A 20,684-nucleotide genomic window follows, 5' to 3' on the forward strand; every position below is an offset into this window, starting at 1 on the left:
GGCTGTCTCCAAAATATAATTTTGTCAGAACTTAATCGAATTGACTCTAATGAGGGTTATCTTTTTCTTAAGGTGCCAACGATCACAAATATCATTGTGGACAACTCCGCTCTACCGACTCGCTGTTGGGCAGGCTATCAGGCTCGGCTACTCGGACGTGTTTCTTTCGCGATCCAAGCCTGACTTTGTCGGCTCTCTCTTCGGTTATCCCATTTTCATTCGTTTAATTCCACACGTTTCGGAGTTTCCACTTTATTTGTGGTTCTCTTTGTATGCATAGGGTCAAGAATCCCTTTCATAGATATAGTCGAACCTTCCATTAATCGGGAGTCGATCATTATCTAACTTGGAGGAAATGCAGCGATGGCCTTTTTGCAGCGATATGCCGCAAACCAGACAGGCGCCATTACATTTACAGGCAACACACTCGGATTGAGCCGATCCGAAACTGCCGGCGTTCCGGGAACAGTAGACAGCATAGGGGCTTACACAACAACGGACACGACACTTCAGTACGGTACATATCCGGCAGGAACGACAAGCCTATACACCTCCAACAGCTCAGCCGCCGTTCTCACTCTTCCCGCAGGAAGTACGGTATTGTACGCGGAGCTCATCTGGGGCGGCTCCTACCTGGACGGCACGGTCAACAATACCGCTTTTATCAACAATCCCATCACCTTCACCACACCGGCGGGCACATCGAGCGTAACTCAGGATGCCGCTACCGTCTATAACGTGACGTTTGCGGTCTCTCCAAGCTCTGTTCTGGCATACGTCCGCACGGCTAATGTAACGGCGCTGGTCAGTGCCGGAGGCGCGGGAACTTACACGGCCAAAAGCATCGTGGGCACGCTTGCCGTTCCGGACCCCACAGCCAATCACGCCGGATGGACGCTGGCAGTAGTGTACCAGAACCCGAGTCTTCCCTTCCGGAACCTCTCGCTGGGTGTGGGCGCGGAGATTGTTCAGGCGACTTCGGGGGCCGTCAATGTGGTCATCTCCGGGTTCGCCACTCCGGCGCAAGGGACGTTAAAAGGCCGTGCGTTAATCAGCGCACAGGAAGGAGATGCCAACAAAACCGGGGACCAGGCTCTGTTCGGTCCGACGACATCGAGTCTGACGGCTTTATCGGGGGCCAACAATTTCGCCGCCAACTTTTTCGCGTCCCAACTCAACAAAGATGACGGCACGCTCGATACAACCGGAACGTTCGGTACGCGCAACGCGATAAACGGAGCTCCGGGCACGTTGATCACCGGCGGACGCCAGGGATGGGATATCACCAACGTGGACATATCCACGACACTGAAAAACGCCCAGACCTCCGCGATTTTACAACTGACGACCTCCGGAGACGGATATATCGTGAATGCGAACGCCATTCAAATCGATATTAACGCTCCCCTCGTCACCGTGACTAAAACCGCAAGCGTGACCGGAGCCGTCATCGGGGATACGGTCACGTTCACCATCGCCGTTAGGAATACCGGACTGGTCGACGCTTCCAATACGGTCTTCACCGATCCGATTCCGGCCGGCTCCGCACTCGTCCCGAACAGTGTAACGGTCAACGGGACCGCTCGCACGGGTACCGATCCTTCGGCAGGCATCCTGCTCGGAACGATAAGCGCGGGCAGTACGACCACCGTGACGTTCCGGGTGACCGTGACCTCCCTTCCAACGCCCGCGCAGCTTTCGAACCAGGCGACTGCCAGTTTCTCGTTTCAAAGTGTTACCGGAGGCCCGGTTATTTCGGGGAGCGTTCCCTCCAACACACTTGCCGTCCCGGTCTATCAGCCGGTTATCGGACTCGTCAAAACGGCAAACACTTCTACCGCGACCGTGGGAGATACGGTTACTTACACCTTGAAGGCTACAAACACGGGGAGTATCCGTGCGGCCGCCACGTTGACCGATCCCATTCCCGCAGGGTCCGCATTCGTGACGGGCAGTGTAACCGTCAACGGTACATCCCAGCCGGCCGCAAATCCGGCGACGGGGTTCTCCGTCGGGAACATCGATGCCGGAGGGGGCGTCGTTACCGTCACGTTCCAAACGGTTGTGACGTCTGTCCCCGCGGGGGGAAGACTAACCGATCAGGGCACGGCCAGCTACACGTATTCTCCTCCCGACGGGCGGACGCTTTCCGGTTCGGCGGTATCCAATACGCTGTCCATTCCCGTTTCGGCGCCGAACGTTACCGTGGTCAAAACCGCCGGTTCAACGGACGCTGTCGTCGGAGACACCGTGACTTACACCATTACAGCGACGAATAACGGAATTACGGCCGTCACCGGTGTGGTCGTCACCGATCCGATTCCGGCCGGCTCCTCGTTCGTTACCGGCAGCGTAACCGTGAACGGGACGGCGGTTCCAGCCGCAAATCCGGCGACAGGGGTTCCCGTCGCTTCCATTGCAGCGGGCTCTTCAGCAGTGGTCACTTTCCGTGTTAATGTAACATCCGTTCCTTCGCCCGCTCAGCTTGCCAACCAGGCGACTGTCAGCTTTTCGTCCGGCGCTTTTACCGGCTCGTCTTTGTCCAATACGATCACGCTGCCTGTCTACCAAGCGGTCGTTTCAGCGGTGAAAAGCGTCAGTCCCGCAAGCGCAACGGTCGGGGCGACCCTCACTTATACCGTCACTGTAAAAAACTCCGGCAACCTTCCCGTCTCCCTGAACGTGAGTGATCCCGTTCCGGCCGGCTCCACGTTTCTTGCCGGCAGTGTTACAGTCAATGGCACGTCTCTGCCGGCGGCGAATCCGGCAGTGGGATTCGCGGCGGGCAGTTTGGCGGCCGGCGCAAGCTCCGTCATCACGTTCCAGACGGTCGTCACTTCCCTGCCCGCCACATCCAGGCTCGTGGATCAGGCGACCGTGTCCTACACGTATCAGCCCCCGGACGGGCGAACGCTCACCGGAAGCGTCGTTTCCAATGAAGTGTCCGTTCCGGTATCGGCGCCGAACGTCACAGCCGTCAAATCCGTTTCCAACACGGCTGCCACTGTCGGAGATGTCATTACGTACACGATTGTCGCCGCCAACGGCAGCAGTGTCCCGGTAACCAGCGTCGTCATAACCGACCCGATACCGGCCGGCACCACATTCAATACCGGCAGTGTAACGGTTAACGGGACCCCTGTCCCGGCGGCCAATCCCGCCGTGGGAGTGCCGGTAGGCGCTATCGCCGCCGGAGCTTCGACGACGCTGCAATTTAAGGTTTCCGTTACTTCGCTGCCCTCTCCAGCCACGCTGGGAAACCAGGCAACCGTCAGTTTTACATCCGGTGTTTTTACCGGTTCTTCCGTTTCCAATACGGTATCTGTTCCGGTTTACCAACCGGTGCTCTCGGCCGTCAAGAGCGCCGATACGGCAAAAGCTACTGTCGGAGACAGTGTGACCTACACGGTGAGCTTGACGAATAACGGCAACTACAACGCGAGCATTACGCTGACGGACCCGATTCCGGCCGGTTCCTCGTTCGCCCCGAACAGTGTAACGGTTAACGGATTGCCGCTGGCCGGCGCCGATCCGGTTACGGGAATATCCGTCGGAACCGTTTCGCCGGGAACGACATCGACCGTTACTTTTCAAACGGTAGTAAATTCTTTGCCCGCCCCGCCGCAGCTCAGCGATCAAGCTGCCGCCGCGTACACGTATCGTCTTCCGGACGGAAGAACTCTTACCGGTACGGTGTCGTCCAATACGCTTACCATCCCGGTTTCGGCGCCCAACGTATCGGTTGTCAAAACCGCTTCCGTCACAGATGCGGTAATCGGCGATACGGTGACGTACACGATTGTCGTCACGAACAACGGGATAGAAGCCGTATCGGATGTCGTGGTGACCGATCCGATTCCGGCGGGCTCTTCGTTCGTAACGGGAAGCGTGAACGTACGGGGAGCGCCTCTGCTTACCGCAAGTCCTGCCGCAGGTATTCCCGTCGGAAGCATTGCGGCAGGCGCTTCCGCGGCCGTAACGTTTGCCGTACAGGTCAATACTCTGCCCTCCCCGCCGCAGCTTAGCAACCAGGCTTCCGCCAGCTTTACCAGCGGAGCGTTTTCCGGAACGGCCGTCTCCGATCTTCTGATTGTGCCTGTTTACCAGCCGGTTCTGGCCGCTGTGAAAAGCGCCGGCGCCTCACGTGTCACCGTCGGCGATACCGTTACCTATACCGTTACCGCAACGAATTCGGGCAACCTGGCCGCCCAGCTTACCGTGACCGATCCGATCCCGGCCGGTTCATCTTTTGTCGCCAATAGTGTGACGGTTGGCGGCGTTCCGGTCCCTGGAGCCAACCCAGCCGCTGGCATCGCCGCGGGTTCCGCGGGTCCGGGAGCGAGCGTGACGGTAATATTCCAGACCGTCGTCAACACGCTTCCCGCACCGCCTGTTTTGACTGATCAGGCCCAGGTTTCATATACCTACCGTCCGCCTGATGGACGCTCGCTGACCGGCTCCGTCTCATCCAATAGTGTTACGCTTCCCGTCTCCCTGCCGAATGTTACGATCGTGAAAAGCCCGTCCGCACCCGATGCGATTCCGGGGGATGTGGTGACCTATACGCTGACGGTTACCAACAGCGGGACGGGTGCCGTGTCGAACGTCGTGGTAACCGATCCGATTCCAGCCGGCTCCGTCTTCGTTGCAGGAAGCGTAAAAGTAAACGGCACCGCCGTTCCGGCCGTTAATCCGGCTAACGGTATCTCTGCCGGGACGATTGCGGCAGGAGCTTCATCGACCATCGTCTTCTCGGTGCAGGTCACGTCGCTGCCTTCCCCGCCGCTGCTTGTAAATCAGGCATCCGTCAGCTACACGAGCGGTTCCTTCAGCGGTTCTGCAGCCTCCAATACGGTCAGTCTTCCTGTCTACCAACCCATCGTCACCGTAAAGAAAAGCGCAAATCTTTCGCAAGGAACCGTAGGCGATCTTGTCACCTACTCGATCACAGCCTCCAACAGCGGAAATATCGGCGTTACCGCTTCGATTACCGATGCGATTCCGGTCGGCAGTGCGCTTGTGTCCAACAGTGTCGCCCTCAATCAAGTTCCCCTTCCGGGAGCCAACCCCGCCGGCGGCGTCGCCGCGGGCACTCTGGCACCCGGCGCTTCAACGACTCTGACATTTCAGGTGGTGATTACTTCCGTGCCTACGCCTCCACAGTTAGTCGACCAGGCCGCCGTGTCGTATACTTATCAGCCTCCGGATGGACGGACGGTTTCCGGCTCCGCTTCGTCCAACACCGTCGTGATCCCGGTTTCCGCTCCTAATGTTGTCATAAGCAAAAGCGCAAGTGCCACGGATGCGGTCGTAGGCGATACGATCGCTTATACGCTTGTCGCGGTGAATAACGGCATTGAAAATGTAACGAACGTGATCGTGACCGACTCAATTCCCGACGGCACAACACTCGTGCCCGGAAGCGTAACGGTCAACAGCGTCCCTGTGCCGGGTGCAAACCCTTCCGCAGGCGTACCGGCGGGTCTGATTGTTCCGGGGGGAGCGGCTGCCGTAACTTTCAGCGTGCTTGTCAACTCCCTGCCGGCCTCCGGACAGCTAGTGAACCGCGGTTCCGTCAGTTTTACAAGCGGCACGCTCTCTTTCTCTTCTTTATCGAACACCGTTACCGTTACCGTCTATCAATCCATTTTGTCCATAGCCAAAAGCGCAAATACAGTCAACGCAACCGTAGGGGATACGATTACCTACACGCTCGTGCTTGCCAACAGCGGAAACATTGCCGCTTCGACAACTGTGACGGATCTGATTCCGGCCGGTTCCGTCCTGCTCGACAACAGCGTCACCGTCAACGGCTCTCCTCGTGCCGGAGCCGATCCTTCGGCCGGAATTCCCGTCGGTTCCGTCGCACCCGGCGTTCCCGTGACGGTCATGTTCCAAACGGTCGTTAACTCGGTTCCGGCCTCATCGATCCTTCTCGATCAGGCTTCCGCAAGCTTTGTATTCGTCCCTCCGGACGGACGTTCCGTTACCGGTTCAGCCGTGTCCAACACGCTCGTGATCCCGGTCTCAGCTCCCAACGTGACGGTTACGCTTACGACGGCTTCTACGGATGCCGTTCTCGGAGATGTCGTCTCCTACACCATAACGGCGACCAATAACGGCATCGAGAACGTGACCGGTGTTCTCGCCACGGACTCCATACCGGCCGGATCGGTTTTCGTTCCGGGAAGCGTAGTTCTGAACGGTACTCCGCTGCCGTCGGCCAATCCTTCTGTGGGTGTTCCCGTCGGCATCATTGCGCCGGGCGCCTCGGCTGTACTCAGCTTTCAAACCAGCGTAACGTCGCTGCCTTCTCCGCCCGTCCTGTCCAACAAAGCAATCGTCTCCTTTACTTCGGGCGCTTTTACCGGGTCCAGCACGTCGGGAACCGTGCTTGTGCCTGTTTATCAGCCGATTCTGGCGGCCGTTAAAACGGCTAATTTCTCCAACGCTACGGTTGGCGATACGATCGCTTATACGATTGCGGTAACGAACAGCGGGAATATTGCCGCCAGCCTCGTCGTAACCGATCCGATCCCTCCGGGTTCCACTTTTCTGACTAACAGTGTACTTGTGAACGGACTGCCTCTCCCCGGAGCGGATCCCACGACCGGAATTGCGGCAGGCTCGCTTCTTCCGGGAGCGACGACATTGGTTTCGTTCGAAACCGTTGTCGTTTCCGTCCCGCCGTCTTCAAGACTGAATGATCAGGCCGCGGTCGCGTTTACTTTCCAGCCTCCGGACGGACGCACCATCAGCGAATCTGTCAGTTCCAATCCCGTAACGATTCCAGTATCCGCGCCGAACGTTACGGTTACGAAAACCGCCGGTTCCACGGATGCCGTCGTCGGCGATACCATCGCCTACACCATCACCGCCACAAACAGCGGCATCGAAAATGTGACCAACGTCGTTATTTCCGATCCGATCCCGGTCGGCTCGGTTCTTGTCCCGGGCAGTGTAACCCTGAACGGACTGCCTGTTCCTGCGGGTAATCCGGCTGCCGGCATTCCTGCCGGAATTATCGCGCCAGGCGCGTCGGCCGTTCTCCGTTTCCAAGTGACGGTTACTTCTCTGCCTTCTCCGGCCCAGCTCTTGGATCAGGCTACGGTCAGCTTTACTTCCGGCGCTTTTACAGGATCTTCGGTCTCCGAGCCTCTCTCCATTCCCGTATATCAGCCTATTCTCACCTTGGCCAAAAGCGGAAATTCAACTAACGCAACTGTAGGCGACACGATCACCTATTCGATTCTGGTAACCAATTCCGGCAATATCGACGCTGCCGCTACGATCACGGACCCCATTCCCGCCGGCTCCGCCTTCTTTGTGAACAGTGTCGCGGTGAACGGCACATCGTACCCCGGGTCCGATCCGTCCACGGGCATTGCAGTCGGGTCCATTGCGCCCGGAAGTTCCACTCTAGTCACTTTCCAGGTGATTGTCACTTCCGTTCCGGTACCGCCTTCGCTCGTCAACCAAGCTTCCGCCAGCTTTACTTTCGTTCCGCCGGACGGACGTATTATCCGGGAATCCGCCGTCTCCAACGTAGTCTCCATTCCTGTATCGGCACCCGATATCGCGGTCACCAAAACGGTCGGTTCCACGGATGCGGCAGTAGGCGATACGATCACCTACACGATTACCGCTTCGAACGCCGGTATCTCCGGGGTGACTAACGTCGTCGTGACCGATCCCATTCCAACCGGTTCCGCATTGGTCCCCGGGAGCGTGACCTTGAACGGGATCGTTCAGCCCGGCGCTAACCCGGCTGCCGGTATCGCAGTCGGATCTGTAGCGCCCGGCGCGGTAGCGACGGTTTCTTTTCAAGTTACCGTCACCTCCCTGCCGTCACCTCCCGTCTTGTCCAATCAGGCGAGAGTCAGCTACACATCCGGAGCTTTTTCCGGCAGTTCTCTATCGGACCCGGTAGTCATCGGCGTGTATCAGCCGATACTCAGCGTAACCAAAAGCGCGAACACCGCCAATGCCACGGTGGGTGATACGATCGTCTACACGATCCTCGCGACCAATTCCGGCGATATCGCAGCGGTAACGACGATTTCGGATCCGATTCCGGCCGGTTCGGCATTTATAGCCAACAGTGTGACCGTGAACGGACAGCCGATCCCCGGAGCGGATCCGACCGTAGGGATTGCAGTCGGCCCGATCCCGCCGGCAGGTACGGCCGGAGTGACTTTCCAAGTTGTCGTTACTTCCGTCCCGTCTCCGCCGACACTCGTCGACCAGGCAACCGCCGCCTTCACCTTCCAGCCGCCCGACGGACGGACGCTGAGCGGTACTGCCCTTTCCAACGCCGTCAGCATACCGGTATCGGCTCCGAACGTGACCGTGGCCAAGAGCGCCAGCGCAGCGGACGCCGTATTCGGAGATACGGTGACGTATACCATCACGGCGGCAAACAACGGAATCGAGGCGGTAACCGGTGTTATTGTAACCGATCCGATTCCGGCCGGCTCCGCTTTCGTTCCGGGCAGCGTAACACTGGGCGGAACGCCTCTTCCTTTGGCGCAGCCCGACGCGGGTATCAATGCCGGAACGATCGCAGCGGGGGCAACTGCCACTGTCACCTTCCAGGTTACGGTCACATCGCTGCCTTCACCGCCTGTTCTGTCCAACCAGGCTGCCGTAAGCTTCACATCGGGAGTTTTCTCCGGTACTTCTTACTCCGACCCGGTTACGGTACCGATCTATCAGCCGATTCTTCAACTCGTCAAAAGCGCTAATTTCTCCAATGTGACCGTCGGGGACACTCTGACTTATACGATACAGACAACCAACAGCGGAAATATCGCCGCCGCCCTCATCGTATCGGACCCTATTCCCGCAGGATCGCAGTTTATTGAAAACAGCGTCAGCGTAAACGGAATTCCCGTGCCGGGGGCTTCACCCGCTGCCGGAATAAACGCCGGTAGTGTTCTCCCGGGAAGTACGGCTTCCGTCATGTTCCAGGTTCTCGTTACATCGGTTCCCAATCCGCAGCAATTGACGGATCAGGCTTCGGCCGCATTTACTTTCCTGCCGCCGGACGGACGCACCGTAAACGGCTCCGCCGTTTCCAACACCTTATCCATTCCGGTATCGGCTCCGAACGTATCTGTCGTGAAGGGAACGACTGCGGCCGATGCCATATTCGGGGATATCGTCACTTACTCTATCGCCGTCACGAACAACGGAATAGCCGCGGTGACCAATACCGTCGTAACGGATCCTATCCCGGCCGGCTCCGCTTTCGTACCGGGCAGCGTCACGGTAGGAGGCACAGCCAGGCCCGGTACGAGTCCGGTTACGGGAATACCTGTGGGCACCCTTGCGGCAGGCAGTACGACTGTGGTGACTTTCCAAGTCACCGTCCAGTCTCTGCCGACGCCCCCTCAGCTTTACAACCAGGCGTCCGTCGCGTTTACAAGCGGGGCATTTACGTTCTCTTCCGTGTCGAATCCCGTTGTCGTGCCGATCTTCCAGCCTATTCTTACCGTCGCAAAATCAGGCAGTTCGGACAATGCAACCGTGGGAGACACGGTCACTTATACGATTGTCCTCACGAATACGGGCAATCTTGCAGCGAGCGCATCGGTAACCGATCCGATTCCTCCGGGATCTTCTTTCGTGCCGAACAGTGTCACGCTGAACGGGATACCCTTGCCCGGAACCGATCCGGTTACGGGCATACCAACGGGATCAATTGCCCCGGGCGGGTCCGCTGCCGTTACCTTTCAGGTGCTCGTTACGGCCGTTCCGGCTCCTCCCCTGCTTATCGATCAGGCATCGGCGCAGTTTACTTTCGTTTCTCCGGACGGAAGGACGAATACGGGATCGGGCGCATCGAACACGGTCATTGTTTCGGTATCTAATGTCCCTGTCACAGCGGTCAAGGAGACTGATTTGCGAAGCTCCATCCTCGGCGATACCATCCGGTATACGATCACCGTAACGAACAAGGATGCCGATCTTATCCGGGAAGTCGTGCTCACTGATCCGCTTCCGCAGGGTTCCGCTTTCGTGAAAGGCAGCGTAACCGTGGACGGGATTGTCCAGCCCGCTGCCGATCCGAATACCGGCATTCCCGTCGGGCAACTGGCATCCGGAGCCTCGGTCTCCGTTTCTTTCCAGGCGTCCGTTGTATCGCTTCCATCTCCTCCGGAGCTTACGAATCAGGCTGTTGTTTCTTTCGTCAGCGGTGCCGAAGCCGAATCCATTGTATCCAACTCCGTCACCATTCCTGTTCTTCAGCCGGTTCTGACGGTTCAAAAGACGGGCGGAGCAGACAGCGTGGCGGCCGGTGATACCGTTCTATATACGATTACAGCGGCGAACACCGGATCCACCGGCGCATTTACTACTATCACGGATTTACTGCCGCCGGAAACGGTTCTCGTGCCGGACAGCGTTGCCGTCAACGGCACCGTGATTCCCGGCGCCGATCCCGCCACGGGAATCACGGTCGGTACCATTGCTCCGGGTGCGTCGGCGTCGGTCTCCTTCCGCGTGCAGGTTACCGTGATACCGCCGGAAGGTATTCTCGTAAACCAGGCGCTGTCCGCCTACTCGTTCCAGACCCCGGACGGCCGCACGCATGAAGGCAGCTCTGCTTCGGAACCGGTTGTGATCCCTGTCACGCCGCACTCCGTCAGCCTGCTCAAAAACAGCACGGTAGAAGCTGCCGCAATCGGCGATGTTCTTGCGTTCGGCATTACCGTGACGAATGGAGGGCAGGCCCCGGCTGCCGATATGATCGTCACAGATCTCTTGCCGGAAGGAACGTCTTTCGTGCCGGGAAGTGTGACGGTCGACGGCACCGCTCTTCCGGATGCCCGGCCTCAAGCCGGAATTACCTTGGGGGCCGTTCCGCCGCAGAGCACAGTCCTGATCGGATTCCAACTGGAAATCACCTCCGTTCCGGCTTCGACCCAGCTCGTCAATACGGCATCGGCAAGCTTCACGTATGCGGGCAATTCCTATACGGTATCCGCCAGTTCCGACGCCGTATTCGTCTACGAGTATGCGATCGAAGCCGTGAAAAGCTCAGTCCAGACCATTGCCACGATCGGCTCCGAAATCGCTTATAACGTGCTGGTGACGAATACCGGAACGATTGCCGTGAGCTCGCTCGTCTTGACCGACCGGCTGCCGGCGGGGACGCAGCTCGATGCGGGCAGTATCCGTATCGACGAACAGCTCCAGCCCGGGGCCAATCTCTCCACAGGATTATCCCTGCCCTCACTCGGGCCTGGCGGTTCTGCGAGTATATCCTACTCGGTGACGGTAACGGAGCAGCCCGATTCCGGTCAAATTGAAAACCAGGCTCGGATTGAAAGCTCGTATATTCTCCCGGACGGTAAAACCTATTCGGACGTGGTTGCATCCAATCTCATCGGTATAAACGTGCAATCCCCAGTGATCATTGCGGAAAAATCGGCATCGCCCGGAATCCGCGTCCTGGGAGATGTCGTCGAATACACCGTAGCGATTCGGAACAGCGGAACACTTGCAGCGGATGTTATCCTGCAAGATCTGCTTCCGTCCGGCTCGGCCTACCTCCCGGATTCCGTGACCGTTAACGGAGAGCCTCGTCCAGGGGCGGACCCGTCCGATCTGGCAATCGGACTTCTGGCTCCCGGCACTGCTGTAACAGCAGCTTTCCGTTTAACCATAACGTCGCTTCCCGCGGAGGGTCTTCTCCGGAACCGGGCTACGGCAACGTTTACGTATCAGCTGCCGGACGAAACAGCCATTTATACCGGCGCAGCCGCATCCAATGAAGTCGTCCTGCCCGTTTTTGCACCGGCTGCGTCGATTGATTTGAATGTTGACAGCCATGAAGCGGCCCCGGGAGATGTACTGACCTATACGGCCGTCATTACGAATACAAGCCGCGCGCCAATCGTTGAAATCTTTACGCAAAATGACCTCCCCGCCGGTCTCGCTTTCGTACCCGGAAGCGTTCGTATTAACGGGATGGCCGCACCTAACGCGGACATAACCGCGGGAATCCCGCTCGGAGAGCTTCAGGAAGGCGCGAGCATTACCGTTCAGTTCGCCGTCGCCGTACTTCCCGCTACGTATGGGTTGATTTCACTTCGGCTGCCTGTCGGGTTCTCTGTCAGGCTCCCGGATGGCCGCCTTATTTCCGGCAGCCAGCAGTCCAATCCGGTTACCGTTCGGATCGTTCAACACGAGGAGTAACAGAACACTGCACGGAAAGACCGTGGAAAGTTCTGCCTGATCGAATCAAAATCGCTCTTTATCCAGATGAGGCAACCCGAAAACCGGCTGCTTCCATTGATTTCGCTTTAACACCCTCTACCACTGTGGTCAGGGTGTTTTTTTTGCACATAAACAATGCAGCTGTATCTGTTGTGAATGATATTGCAGATCACGAGCCAATATACTGCCCGATAGCCGAGTGGAGCGCTCAGAATCACAGAAACGAAAACAGGCGATGGACCCAGTCCATCGCCATACTATCACTTCCCCCCTTTGAAGAGCATTATAACGAATTCAATTTAACTCCAAACAACACCTCGCCTCTCGTATTCCATTCTATACTCAACGGCAGCCGCATCGTCGCCTTTCGACCATTCAATATAACTGAGGCAGCTAGCAGCAGCTCTTTTGGTACATTCAAATGTCTTCTGGTTTCCCGGTTGCATTTCTTAAGGACAATGTCGAGTAATTTCTTGAAAAGTTCAACGGGAACATCTTTTGCTTTCATTGAAAAGGTTGAATAGTTGACAGCCGGAAGCCCTCTCAAGGTTGCTCGATCTGCACCATCACGAAAGCCATTCCACTGTTCAAAAGCAGCCTGTGCCCAATATTAAAGCAAGGTATATACACTGAACGTACGTGCTTTATCCTGACAGCCAATCCATTCAACTACCGATTCGACTTCTTCTTTCAACAATAAAGGTTGCAACTTAGCTTGAAACATGGTGGAATTTTTTATAGGATCGCCTCGTTTCGAAATCGAATTGTGTGGTGCAATCGATTTCACAGAAAAGGCGCCTTTTTGCTATATATTTTTATGTATATTATTGGTCAATCAACAGGCGTGCATCGATTGTTTTGATTGCATAATTCAAAGAAGTGAAGCTTGCTGCATAAAACACAAAGATTAGAATGGACGGATTCCATTTGGAGAATCCTGCGGAGTATTTCATAGAAATCGTCCCGGACAACTCTAAAATTATGGCAAGCAGTAACAGCAGCCAACCCTTCAAATGCACCTCTTCCCTTCTATGATGTTAATGAAGTCCATTGCAATTGCTCATAATGACTAATCTGTTCTTCTTCGCCGTCACTAGCTTGTGTTCTTTCCAGACCAATTCGAACGATGCCGGCAAGCTTCGCCTCCCGGGCCATTTGAATATCGGCTTTCGTATCGCCGAACATGAGTGTGCGTTCCGGTGCAATCTGAAGCTTAGCGCAGGCCGCAATAGCCAAATCCGGATGCGGCTTCCCATTTACATGGCCATCACTGCCAAGAATAACCTGGAAATGTGTGCGCATCCCAAGCCACTCCAGATGCTTTACAGCGGCTTCGGTATCATCCGATGTGACAATTCCGATCGGAACACCTTCCCGGCTCAGCTGTTGTACGAACGAGAAAACACCGGGCATAGCCCGAACTGGACGCAGCTCGTCGATCTGTGTGGATACATGCTTCATATCGGTCAATACTGCCGTAATCGCCTCATTCCATGCCAGGCCGGAAAGGTACAAGTGTCCTGCAATCACAGCCGCGATTTCCCGGTTGGAGCCCATCGCAAGCGGGCCAAGAGGGTCGTAATGAAATTTCTCCCCGTCACGACACAAGCCAAGAACAGTCTCCCAATTTACACCCAGCGCCCTGTAACGTAATCGATCCACTAGCAGACTGCTCCAAGTCCCCCAAAGATATGCAAAATCAAGCAGTGTTCCATCCTTGTCGAACAGAACCCCATCCACCTCCCACGATGATGCCCCGCATTGAATTCGAATACTCATAGCTCTGCGTTCACTTCCTCCCACGTCAATGAAGCACATCCGATCGGATTGGCATAGATGGGGTTGATAAACGCTAACAGTGTCCCATATTCCGATCTGTGCTCCACTCTTAACCAGCGATAGGCTTCTCCCGTCCATTCTGTCTCATATACGTAAGGTCCATCCTCATTAACAATCGCTTCAAATACGGGCAAACCATTCAATAACCAGATCAACTTACCTTTCTCCTTTATACCTTTTATAGCAATGCTATAGCGGATCGGGACTGCCGCTTGTGCATCCATACTTACTTGATCTCCCGGCAGTATTTGCCTTCCTCCGCTATAAATGCAGGGCTCAAGCTGCGGGCCTCTAGTTACGATACAGCGCCCTTTCTTTACGGCGTCCAATAGCTGAACTTCGCTTAACTCGTCACAGTACACGTAAGTGGCCGGATCGCCTGCCATAGAAGGAGGTCCTCCTTCCATGTAGCTTTCATGCGGCAACAGATGCGTATCACTGCCTCCGATCCCTGCCAGACGCAGTCCTCTCGCCCAGCAGGCGTCCCACAGCATCAATGCGCGTTCTGCCGCTTCGGCGTTGCCTTCATAGGTCGGATCATTCCATATTTCAATCGCGTGGAACAAGCTCAGCTCCGTCCTTCCGAAACGCCAATCCCATGGAGCCAAATAAGGATGATTCAAGCTGCATACCGCACCTTGCTCGCGCGCTGCGGCGATAATTCGATTCATTCCTTCGGCGTCTTCCATCGTAAGAGTCCCATCCTCATCATACAAAGGAAGCCAATCCGTGATTCCCAGTACATTCCAGTGGCCTTGAAACGCCGTCACTTCCATTCCCGGCAGTGCAAGGAGTCTGTCGTGTGAAGGCCACGTCGTATGCCGATGGTTATGCTCAGTCACTACGATAAAGTTCAACTGCTGCCTCAATGAGGATTCCATCAATTGCTCCGGAGACTGCTTGCCGTCAGATAACGATGTATGCATATGGAAATCGCCTTTATACCATCTTGCGCCGCAGTTGGGCCGCTCCTGCTTATACCGATCATCACCGTCTAACGTTACCCAAGGTGTCCCGATTGCAATCGGGACGGTAGACGATTCCGCCGACACGTCTTTTCCGTGCATCCATTCCAGCTTGAACATGCTATCTTCATCTCTAGCATAGGCAATCACATCTGCCTTCCAGGTTCCCGCTCCAACATCTCCCGGTACAGAGCCAATAGAGCAATTCTCTTGCAGCCTTCCTAGCAAAATCCGTTCCGCCCGCTTCTTGCCCGTATATTGCATTCGGATGAATCCATCGGGGTCCTTCACGAATATTTGTATCCAATCCAGCTTCTCATACGTTATAACAAGAGAAATCCAATCCATCGGCTCTTTCATGCTAAATGAATATGTCAGCAAGGAAGGACCGGGAAGCAGGCTTGCTTCCCGGACTTCAGTGCAAATTGCCGTCCCCTTCATCGTGTTACTTCACTCCAGTCACTTTATCGAGTTCTGCCTGCGCTTTTTGCTGTGCTTCCTTCAGCGCATCAGCCGCAGGAACATTTTCGATTTGCACTTTATCTGCTGCGATCTTCAGCGCATCATCAATTTTGCCGCCTGTCTGGTCAATAAAGGCGCTGCTTGCTGATTGCGCCTGCATCAATGGCACTTTGATTTGCGGGTTTTGCTCGCTGAACGCTTTGTAGTCCGGATCTTCAAGTGCAGAGGAACGAACTGAGATATACCCTGTGTTAATGGACCATTTGGCGGTATTCTTCGTATTTGAGAAGAAGGTCAGCCATTCATAAGCAGCCTGCTTCTGTTTATCTGAAGCCAGAGCCGGGATACCGGCCATCAGCGCTCGTGCCATAGGTGCTGGTGCACGGTTCGCCCAGCCAGGCTGCGTATGCGCAGCTACAACATTGAAATCCAGATCACCTTGGTCGCCGCTAGAACCTGTATAGCCTGCAGCTCGTCCCTGCATAACGTCATCGATAGTTTTGTACCAATATTCCCAGCCCTGACCACCGGAGTGGATCCCCATAATTTGTTCTTCATGAAACCACTTTCGGAATTGCTCCCATGTTTCGATCCATTCCGCGCTGTCAATCATTACGGTTTTGCCGTCTTCACTCAAAATTCTGCCGCCGCGGCTCAATGCCGCGTCCATCATATTCTCACGGCCCCACATCGGCATCCAGCCGAATACCTTCGTTGTACCGCCTTTTTTTACCGTCATCTTAGCTGCTGCATCTGCCAGAGTTTCCCAAGTATTAAACACATCTTCCGTCAATCCAGCCTTCTCCAACATATCTTTTCGGTAATACAGTACCTGCGTCGTGCCATACATCGGCAGGAAGAACTGCTTATCATTCACAACACCTTGCTGCAGAAACGCCGGAATGAAATCGTCCTTGTTAAAATCGACATCAGCCGCAATATAGTCGTCTAATGCTGCAAAGTAACCTTTGCGGGCCCAGTCATTGTTTTGTGTCAATACAGCCGCAGGCACTTTCTTCGAGGCAATAGCCGCCTGCAGCTTCTGCTGTGTCTCCTCATAGTTGCCTTGCGCTACACCTTTAACAATGACGCCATCCTGAGCGGCGTTGAACTCCTTAATCAACGCTTCTACATTCTGGCCCAGCTTGCCGCCGAGCGCATACCAGAATTCAATTTCGACTGGCTTTTTCGCTGCCGCCTCTGCATTTACCGGCTTCACATCCCCGTTGTTTGCGTTTTTGCCAGTATTGCCGTTTTCGCACGCCGCCAAGAACATTATTACGATGGCGACCATCAGCAGAAGTCTACCTCTTTCCCATGTGTTTAGCATGCTTCTCCTCTTTCTTCTCTCATAAATTTTTAACATCAACCTATATTGCCTTCTCATTCAAACTAGCCTTTATTGACGCTGTAAGACTGGCTCACCCCCTTCATAATGAATTTTTGAGCGAATATAAACAGGATAAGCAGCGGCAAAATAGTAAATGAGCTGGCCGCCATCACCTGCGCCCAATTCATCCCGTAAGCCCCGCCTTCGATGAAGAAGCTGCGCAGCCCGGCAGACACAAGGTATAGATCGGGATTATGGGTAATTAGAGACGGCCACAAATAGTTGTTATACATTTCAATAAAAGTAATAAGACCCATCACAACAAAATACGGTGCAGTCAGCGGAATCACCATGGTCCAGAGAATTCGTCGGTGGGGAGCGCCGTCGATTTTCGCCGCTTCCACCACCTCCTTCGGAATTTGCCGGAACGCTTGATAGATCATGAAGATCGTGAATACACTCACCGAGTTGGAAATAATGAGCCCTCTGTACGTATCGATTAATCCGAGATTCGATAAAATGATGTAACCCGGCAAGTAGGTCGCCGCACCCGGCAGCATATAGCTAACAAGAATGATTGCCAGCAGCGGCCGTCCCAATGGGAAACGCATATGGACAAGTGCGTAAGCCATCATCGCGGAATTCACCGTCTGAATCAATACGATACATACCGATACGAATACGCTGTTGAATACATAAAGATCGAAAGGCGCCGCATGCCATGCCTTCGAAATATTCTCCCACAGCAGCTTGTCCGGAAGCAGGACGGGCGGATAAGCCCAAATCTCATCATTGGTCTTGAACGCACTGGTGATCATCCATATAAAAGGAAACGCCATAATAAAGCTAAATGCAGCAAGTATGACATGATGCAGCGAGCGCACTATCATTGATCCGGCTCTCATTTGAAATTCCTCCTATTGCAAATAATGAACGGAGCGGCGGCTCATCGTCACGGAAACTAAAGAGAATAAGGCAGAGATGAACACCAGCACAAGCGCAACCGCCGAAGCTTCTCCGACATTAAAGCTGTCAAAAGCAGATTGATAATACATATACAACAGCGTGCGCGTGGAGCCGGATGGTCCTCCTTGAGTCAAAATGCTGATCTGATCGTAAGCCTGGAACGACTGCAGCCACAAAATAATAAACAGGAAGAAGGAGGTCGGCGAGATCAACGGCAGCGTAACACTTTTGAAGATGCTCCATCCGCCGGCGCCATCCATGAAAGCTGCTTCCCGCAAATCCTTCGGCACCCCTTGCAGTGCAACCAAATAAAAAACCATTGCCCAGCCGACATATTTCCACACGCTGACAATAATGACGCAAAAAAGCGCCCATTTCGAGCTTTGCAGCCAGGGCAGACCGTCAGCCCCCAGTCCAATCAAGATCGAATTCGCTAAGCCTGATCGCGTTTCGAAGATCCATGACCATACAATCGATACGGCTACCGTCGGTGTAACCCATGGTGAGAACAAAATTGCCCGGTATACGCCGGACCCTCTTCCTTGCCTGCTAAGAATAAGAGCCAAAACTAATCCCCCTGCCATTGTCGGAACGACCATCCCAATACCGAATAGCAGCGTCACCTTTAATGCTTTATAAAACTCTTCATTCGTAAACAATTCCTTATAGTTTTCAAATCCTACCCAAGTCTTCACTGGACTCATAAAGTCCCAATCCGTAAAGCTTAAATAAACGATATACACCATCGGAGCCAGCCAGAATAAAGTGAGCGGCACCATAGCAGGCAGCACGTAGAAGTAAGCTGCAGGTTCACCCCATCGCTTAAATTTTTTCATAGCAACCTCACTTTTGTTCAATTTTTTTTGGATTCGCTCGTTTAGATATTCAGTTTCGTCATAGTAAAACTCTAACGGAACCTCTTCAAAGTTGTTTTAGTTTGTTTATAATCTCTCGTAGACGTTTTATTGGATTGTATCTGAAGTGAACTTGTGCGCGGATTCTGGGAAGTAAGGGGGCCACTGCTGAGGTTTCATCTTTTCTCGTTTTTTGAGCAGATTCTATGGAATTCTTTCTTGCATCATAATCACGATTATCAAGGAAAATCAGGAAGTGTGTATTTAGAAAAGGAGCTCCGTTCTTCAGCATATTAGAGCCAGAGCAAAACGGTTTGACCAAAGTGCTCATACACTAGTTAAATTTCAGAAAGATTCTACAGTGCTTTTTAGTTGAGTCCGTAAAATTATGTAAAATAGCTTCTTCCAATAAATGAAGAGAGCCATATTCAAATCCCTCAAGTAGAATGTAGTTGTCGAGACAACAAACTAGTGAGGTAGATTTGAAAATGGCTCAATATCAGATTAACTTAGATTCGAATATTTTGCATTTATTTGCCCGATACCATCGTACTGAGCAAGCTTTTGGATTTGTTGAATTCGTTGATTCTGTTTTCTGATGTGTTTATGCTTGATTGAAGTGTGCCTCCTGTGCTGGGGTTTGTTCTTTGGATCGAACGTCCCCCAGTATACAGAAGGTGCTTTTTTCATTCAAACCTCGAATTCATTTTATTACAGGAATGGCTCCTATCATACTTTGCTATTATGTTTATTTTTCAAACCGACATGCTGGACAATCTGAATCCATCTTGAAAACAACGTTTGAATATAATCCGAATTGAGGGTACGATTTAAAATCTTTGCCTCAAAATAAACAGCTTCTTCATTCATAGTAAAAGAGAATGAGAAATCACAGTATTCCGTATAGCCTTTATCTCCTGTGAACTGATATAAAAACATCGGAAATAACCCATTTTGCTTGTAATCAATAATAAATTTTGCTTGTGGACATTTTGGAGCTGCTTGTTTCTTGCTTTTTACGTTCTCCAACAATACATTCAAATCGTCGTGATTACTGATCTCGAACGATGAAAAAGTATTATTCGCCCCATAGCAAACCGACAACTTCTGCTGACCTGTCGCCTCGATAACACTATAGGTGTACAGAAACAATAGCCACGACTCCAGTGCTGTCTCGCCCTCTGATTGCATTTCCTTCAGTGCATGAAATAAATCACGATTATCTTGGAAATGGAATACGAATACCTTGTTCCTACTACCTAACAGATACGAATCTGGGAACGGAACTTGTGCACATCTCATTGCTGTTTGACTGCTTACATCAATGAATGTTGCCAGTTGAGCGATAGTAGGGTTTGCGAATATATCGCCCACTTTTACAATCCCTGGGTACCTTTCTTCAATTCGAGCCAACATACTCATGATCAATAATGAATTTCCGCCTAGTTCAAAGAAATTATCATGAATGCCGATTTGCTCACTCGCAAGAATGTCACGCCAAATGGTTACAAGTTCCTTCTCCCTATCGTTTTGCGCGGCAACAAATGTATCGTGTCCCATAAGGGCACGCGCGTTTGGCGAAGGCAACCGATGTTTATCCACTTTCCCTGAGCGTGTGACAGGAATTTGCTCCAATTGCATAATAAACGATGGAATCATGTACGATGGAAGGATCTTCTTTAAGTGTTGTTTAATCTCAAATGGATCAACCACTGTATGAGATACTATATACCCACATAACGATTGGATTTCAAGATTATTAGTCGCAATCACAACCGCATCTTGGATTCCTTCCAGCTGCCGCAGCGCATTTTCCACTTCTCCCAGCTCGATCCGGAACCCCCTGATCTTCACTTGGTCATCCATACGACCTAAATAGGCTACGTTCCCGTCCGGCAGCCATTTGGCTAGGTCCCCTGACCGGTACAATTTCCCCTCCCCGTATGGATTCTCAATAAACTTCTCTGCGGTTAGTCCCGGAAGGTTCAAGTACCCTTTTGCCACACCGCTGCCTGCAATGCATAACTCCCCTGGTACACCTAT

9 protein-coding genes are annotated in these 20,684 nt (G+C 53.4%); 1 reads left to right on the forward strand and 8 read right to left on the reverse strand.

The window, feature by feature from the left end; translation table 11 throughout:
• The first annotated feature begins 363 nt into the window (after positions 1–363).
• Positions 364–12,204: a DUF7507 domain-containing protein gene (locus HMPREF1207_RS27590; protein WP_009674296.1), complete on the forward strand. Its 11,841-nt coding sequence runs from the start codon at positions 364–366 to the stop codon at positions 12,202–12,204.
• A 631-nt stretch (positions 12,205–12,835) separates the two neighbouring features.
• Here HMPREF1207_RS27590 and HMPREF1207_RS30480 read toward each other — a convergent pair.
• From HMPREF1207_RS30480 to HMPREF1207_RS27635, 8 genes are all read right to left on the reverse strand, one after another.
• Positions 12,836–13,012, reverse strand: coding sequence for a hypothetical protein (locus HMPREF1207_RS30480; RefSeq protein WP_155977432.1), 177 nt, complete (start codon positions 13,010–13,012; stop codon positions 12,836–12,838).
• A 37-nt stretch (positions 13,013–13,049) separates the two neighbouring features.
• Complete coding sequence (locus HMPREF1207_RS27600) at positions 13,050–13,244, reverse strand: SMR family transporter (RefSeq protein WP_009674309.1); 195 nt, start codon at positions 13,242–13,244, stop codon at positions 13,050–13,052.
• A 10-nt stretch (positions 13,245–13,254) separates the two neighbouring features.
• Entirely contained in the window at positions 13,255–14,004 is a 750-nt protein-coding gene (locus HMPREF1207_RS27605) for an HAD family hydrolase (RefSeq protein WP_009674307.1), read from the reverse strand.
• Positions 14,001–15,470 (reverse strand): CehA/McbA family metallohydrolase, encoded by a 1,470-nt coding sequence (locus tag HMPREF1207_RS27610; RefSeq protein ID WP_009674316.1) that lies wholly within the window; start codon positions 15,468–15,470, stop codon positions 14,001–14,003. Before HMPREF1207_RS27610 ends, HMPREF1207_RS27605 begins: the two co-directional genes overlap by 4 nt.
• Before the next feature lie 4 nt (positions 15,471–15,474).
• Complete coding sequence (locus tag HMPREF1207_RS27615; protein WP_016424222.1) at positions 15,475–16,821, reverse strand: ABC transporter substrate-binding protein; 1,347 nt, start codon at positions 16,819–16,821, stop codon at positions 15,475–15,477.
• A gap of 62 nt (positions 16,822–16,883) precedes the next feature.
• Positions 16,884–17,726 (reverse strand): carbohydrate ABC transporter permease, encoded by an 843-nt coding sequence (locus HMPREF1207_RS27620; RefSeq protein WP_009674305.1) that lies wholly within the window; start codon positions 17,724–17,726, stop codon positions 16,884–16,886.
• Positions 17,727–17,738: 12 nt separating this feature from the next.
• The gene (locus HMPREF1207_RS27625; RefSeq protein WP_009674293.1) at positions 17,739–18,623 is read right to left on the reverse strand and encodes a carbohydrate ABC transporter permease; all 885 of its coding nucleotides are present in this window, start codon (positions 18,621–18,623) and stop codon (positions 17,739–17,741) included.
• Between the two features lie 747 nt (positions 18,624–19,370).
• Positions 19,371–20,684, reverse strand: a 1,314-nt coding sequence (locus tag HMPREF1207_RS27635) for a non-ribosomal peptide synthetase (RefSeq protein ID WP_148498320.1), incomplete at its 5' end; no start/stop codon positions are given.

Origin of the sequence: Paenibacillus sp. HGH0039 (assembly GCF_000411255.1) — a bacterium.
Classification (GTDB): Bacteria; Bacillota; Bacilli; order Paenibacillales; family NBRC-103111; genus Paenibacillus_F.

Coding starts and splice junctions, on each gene's coding strand:
- HMPREF1207_RS27590 (WP_009674296.1), top strand. CDS start 364: ATGGCCTTTTTGCAGCGATATGCCGCAAACCAGACAGGCGCCATTACA.
- HMPREF1207_RS27605 (WP_009674307.1), bottom strand. CDS start 14,004: ATGAGTATTCGAATTCAATGCGGGGCATCATCGTGGGAGGTGGATGGG.
- HMPREF1207_RS27610 (WP_009674316.1), bottom strand. CDS start 15,470: ATGAAGGGGACGGCAATTTGCACTGAAGTCCGGGAAGCAAGCCTGCTT.
- HMPREF1207_RS27615 (WP_016424222.1), bottom strand. CDS start 16,821: ATGCTAAACACATGGGAAAGAGGTAGACTTCTGCTGATGGTCGCCATC.
- HMPREF1207_RS27620 (WP_009674305.1), bottom strand. CDS start 17,726: ATGAGAGCCGGATCAATGATAGTGCGCTCGCTGCATCATGTCATACTT.
- HMPREF1207_RS27625 (WP_009674293.1), bottom strand. CDS start 18,623: ATGAAAAAATTTAAGCGATGGGGTGAACCTGCAGCTTACTTCTACGTG.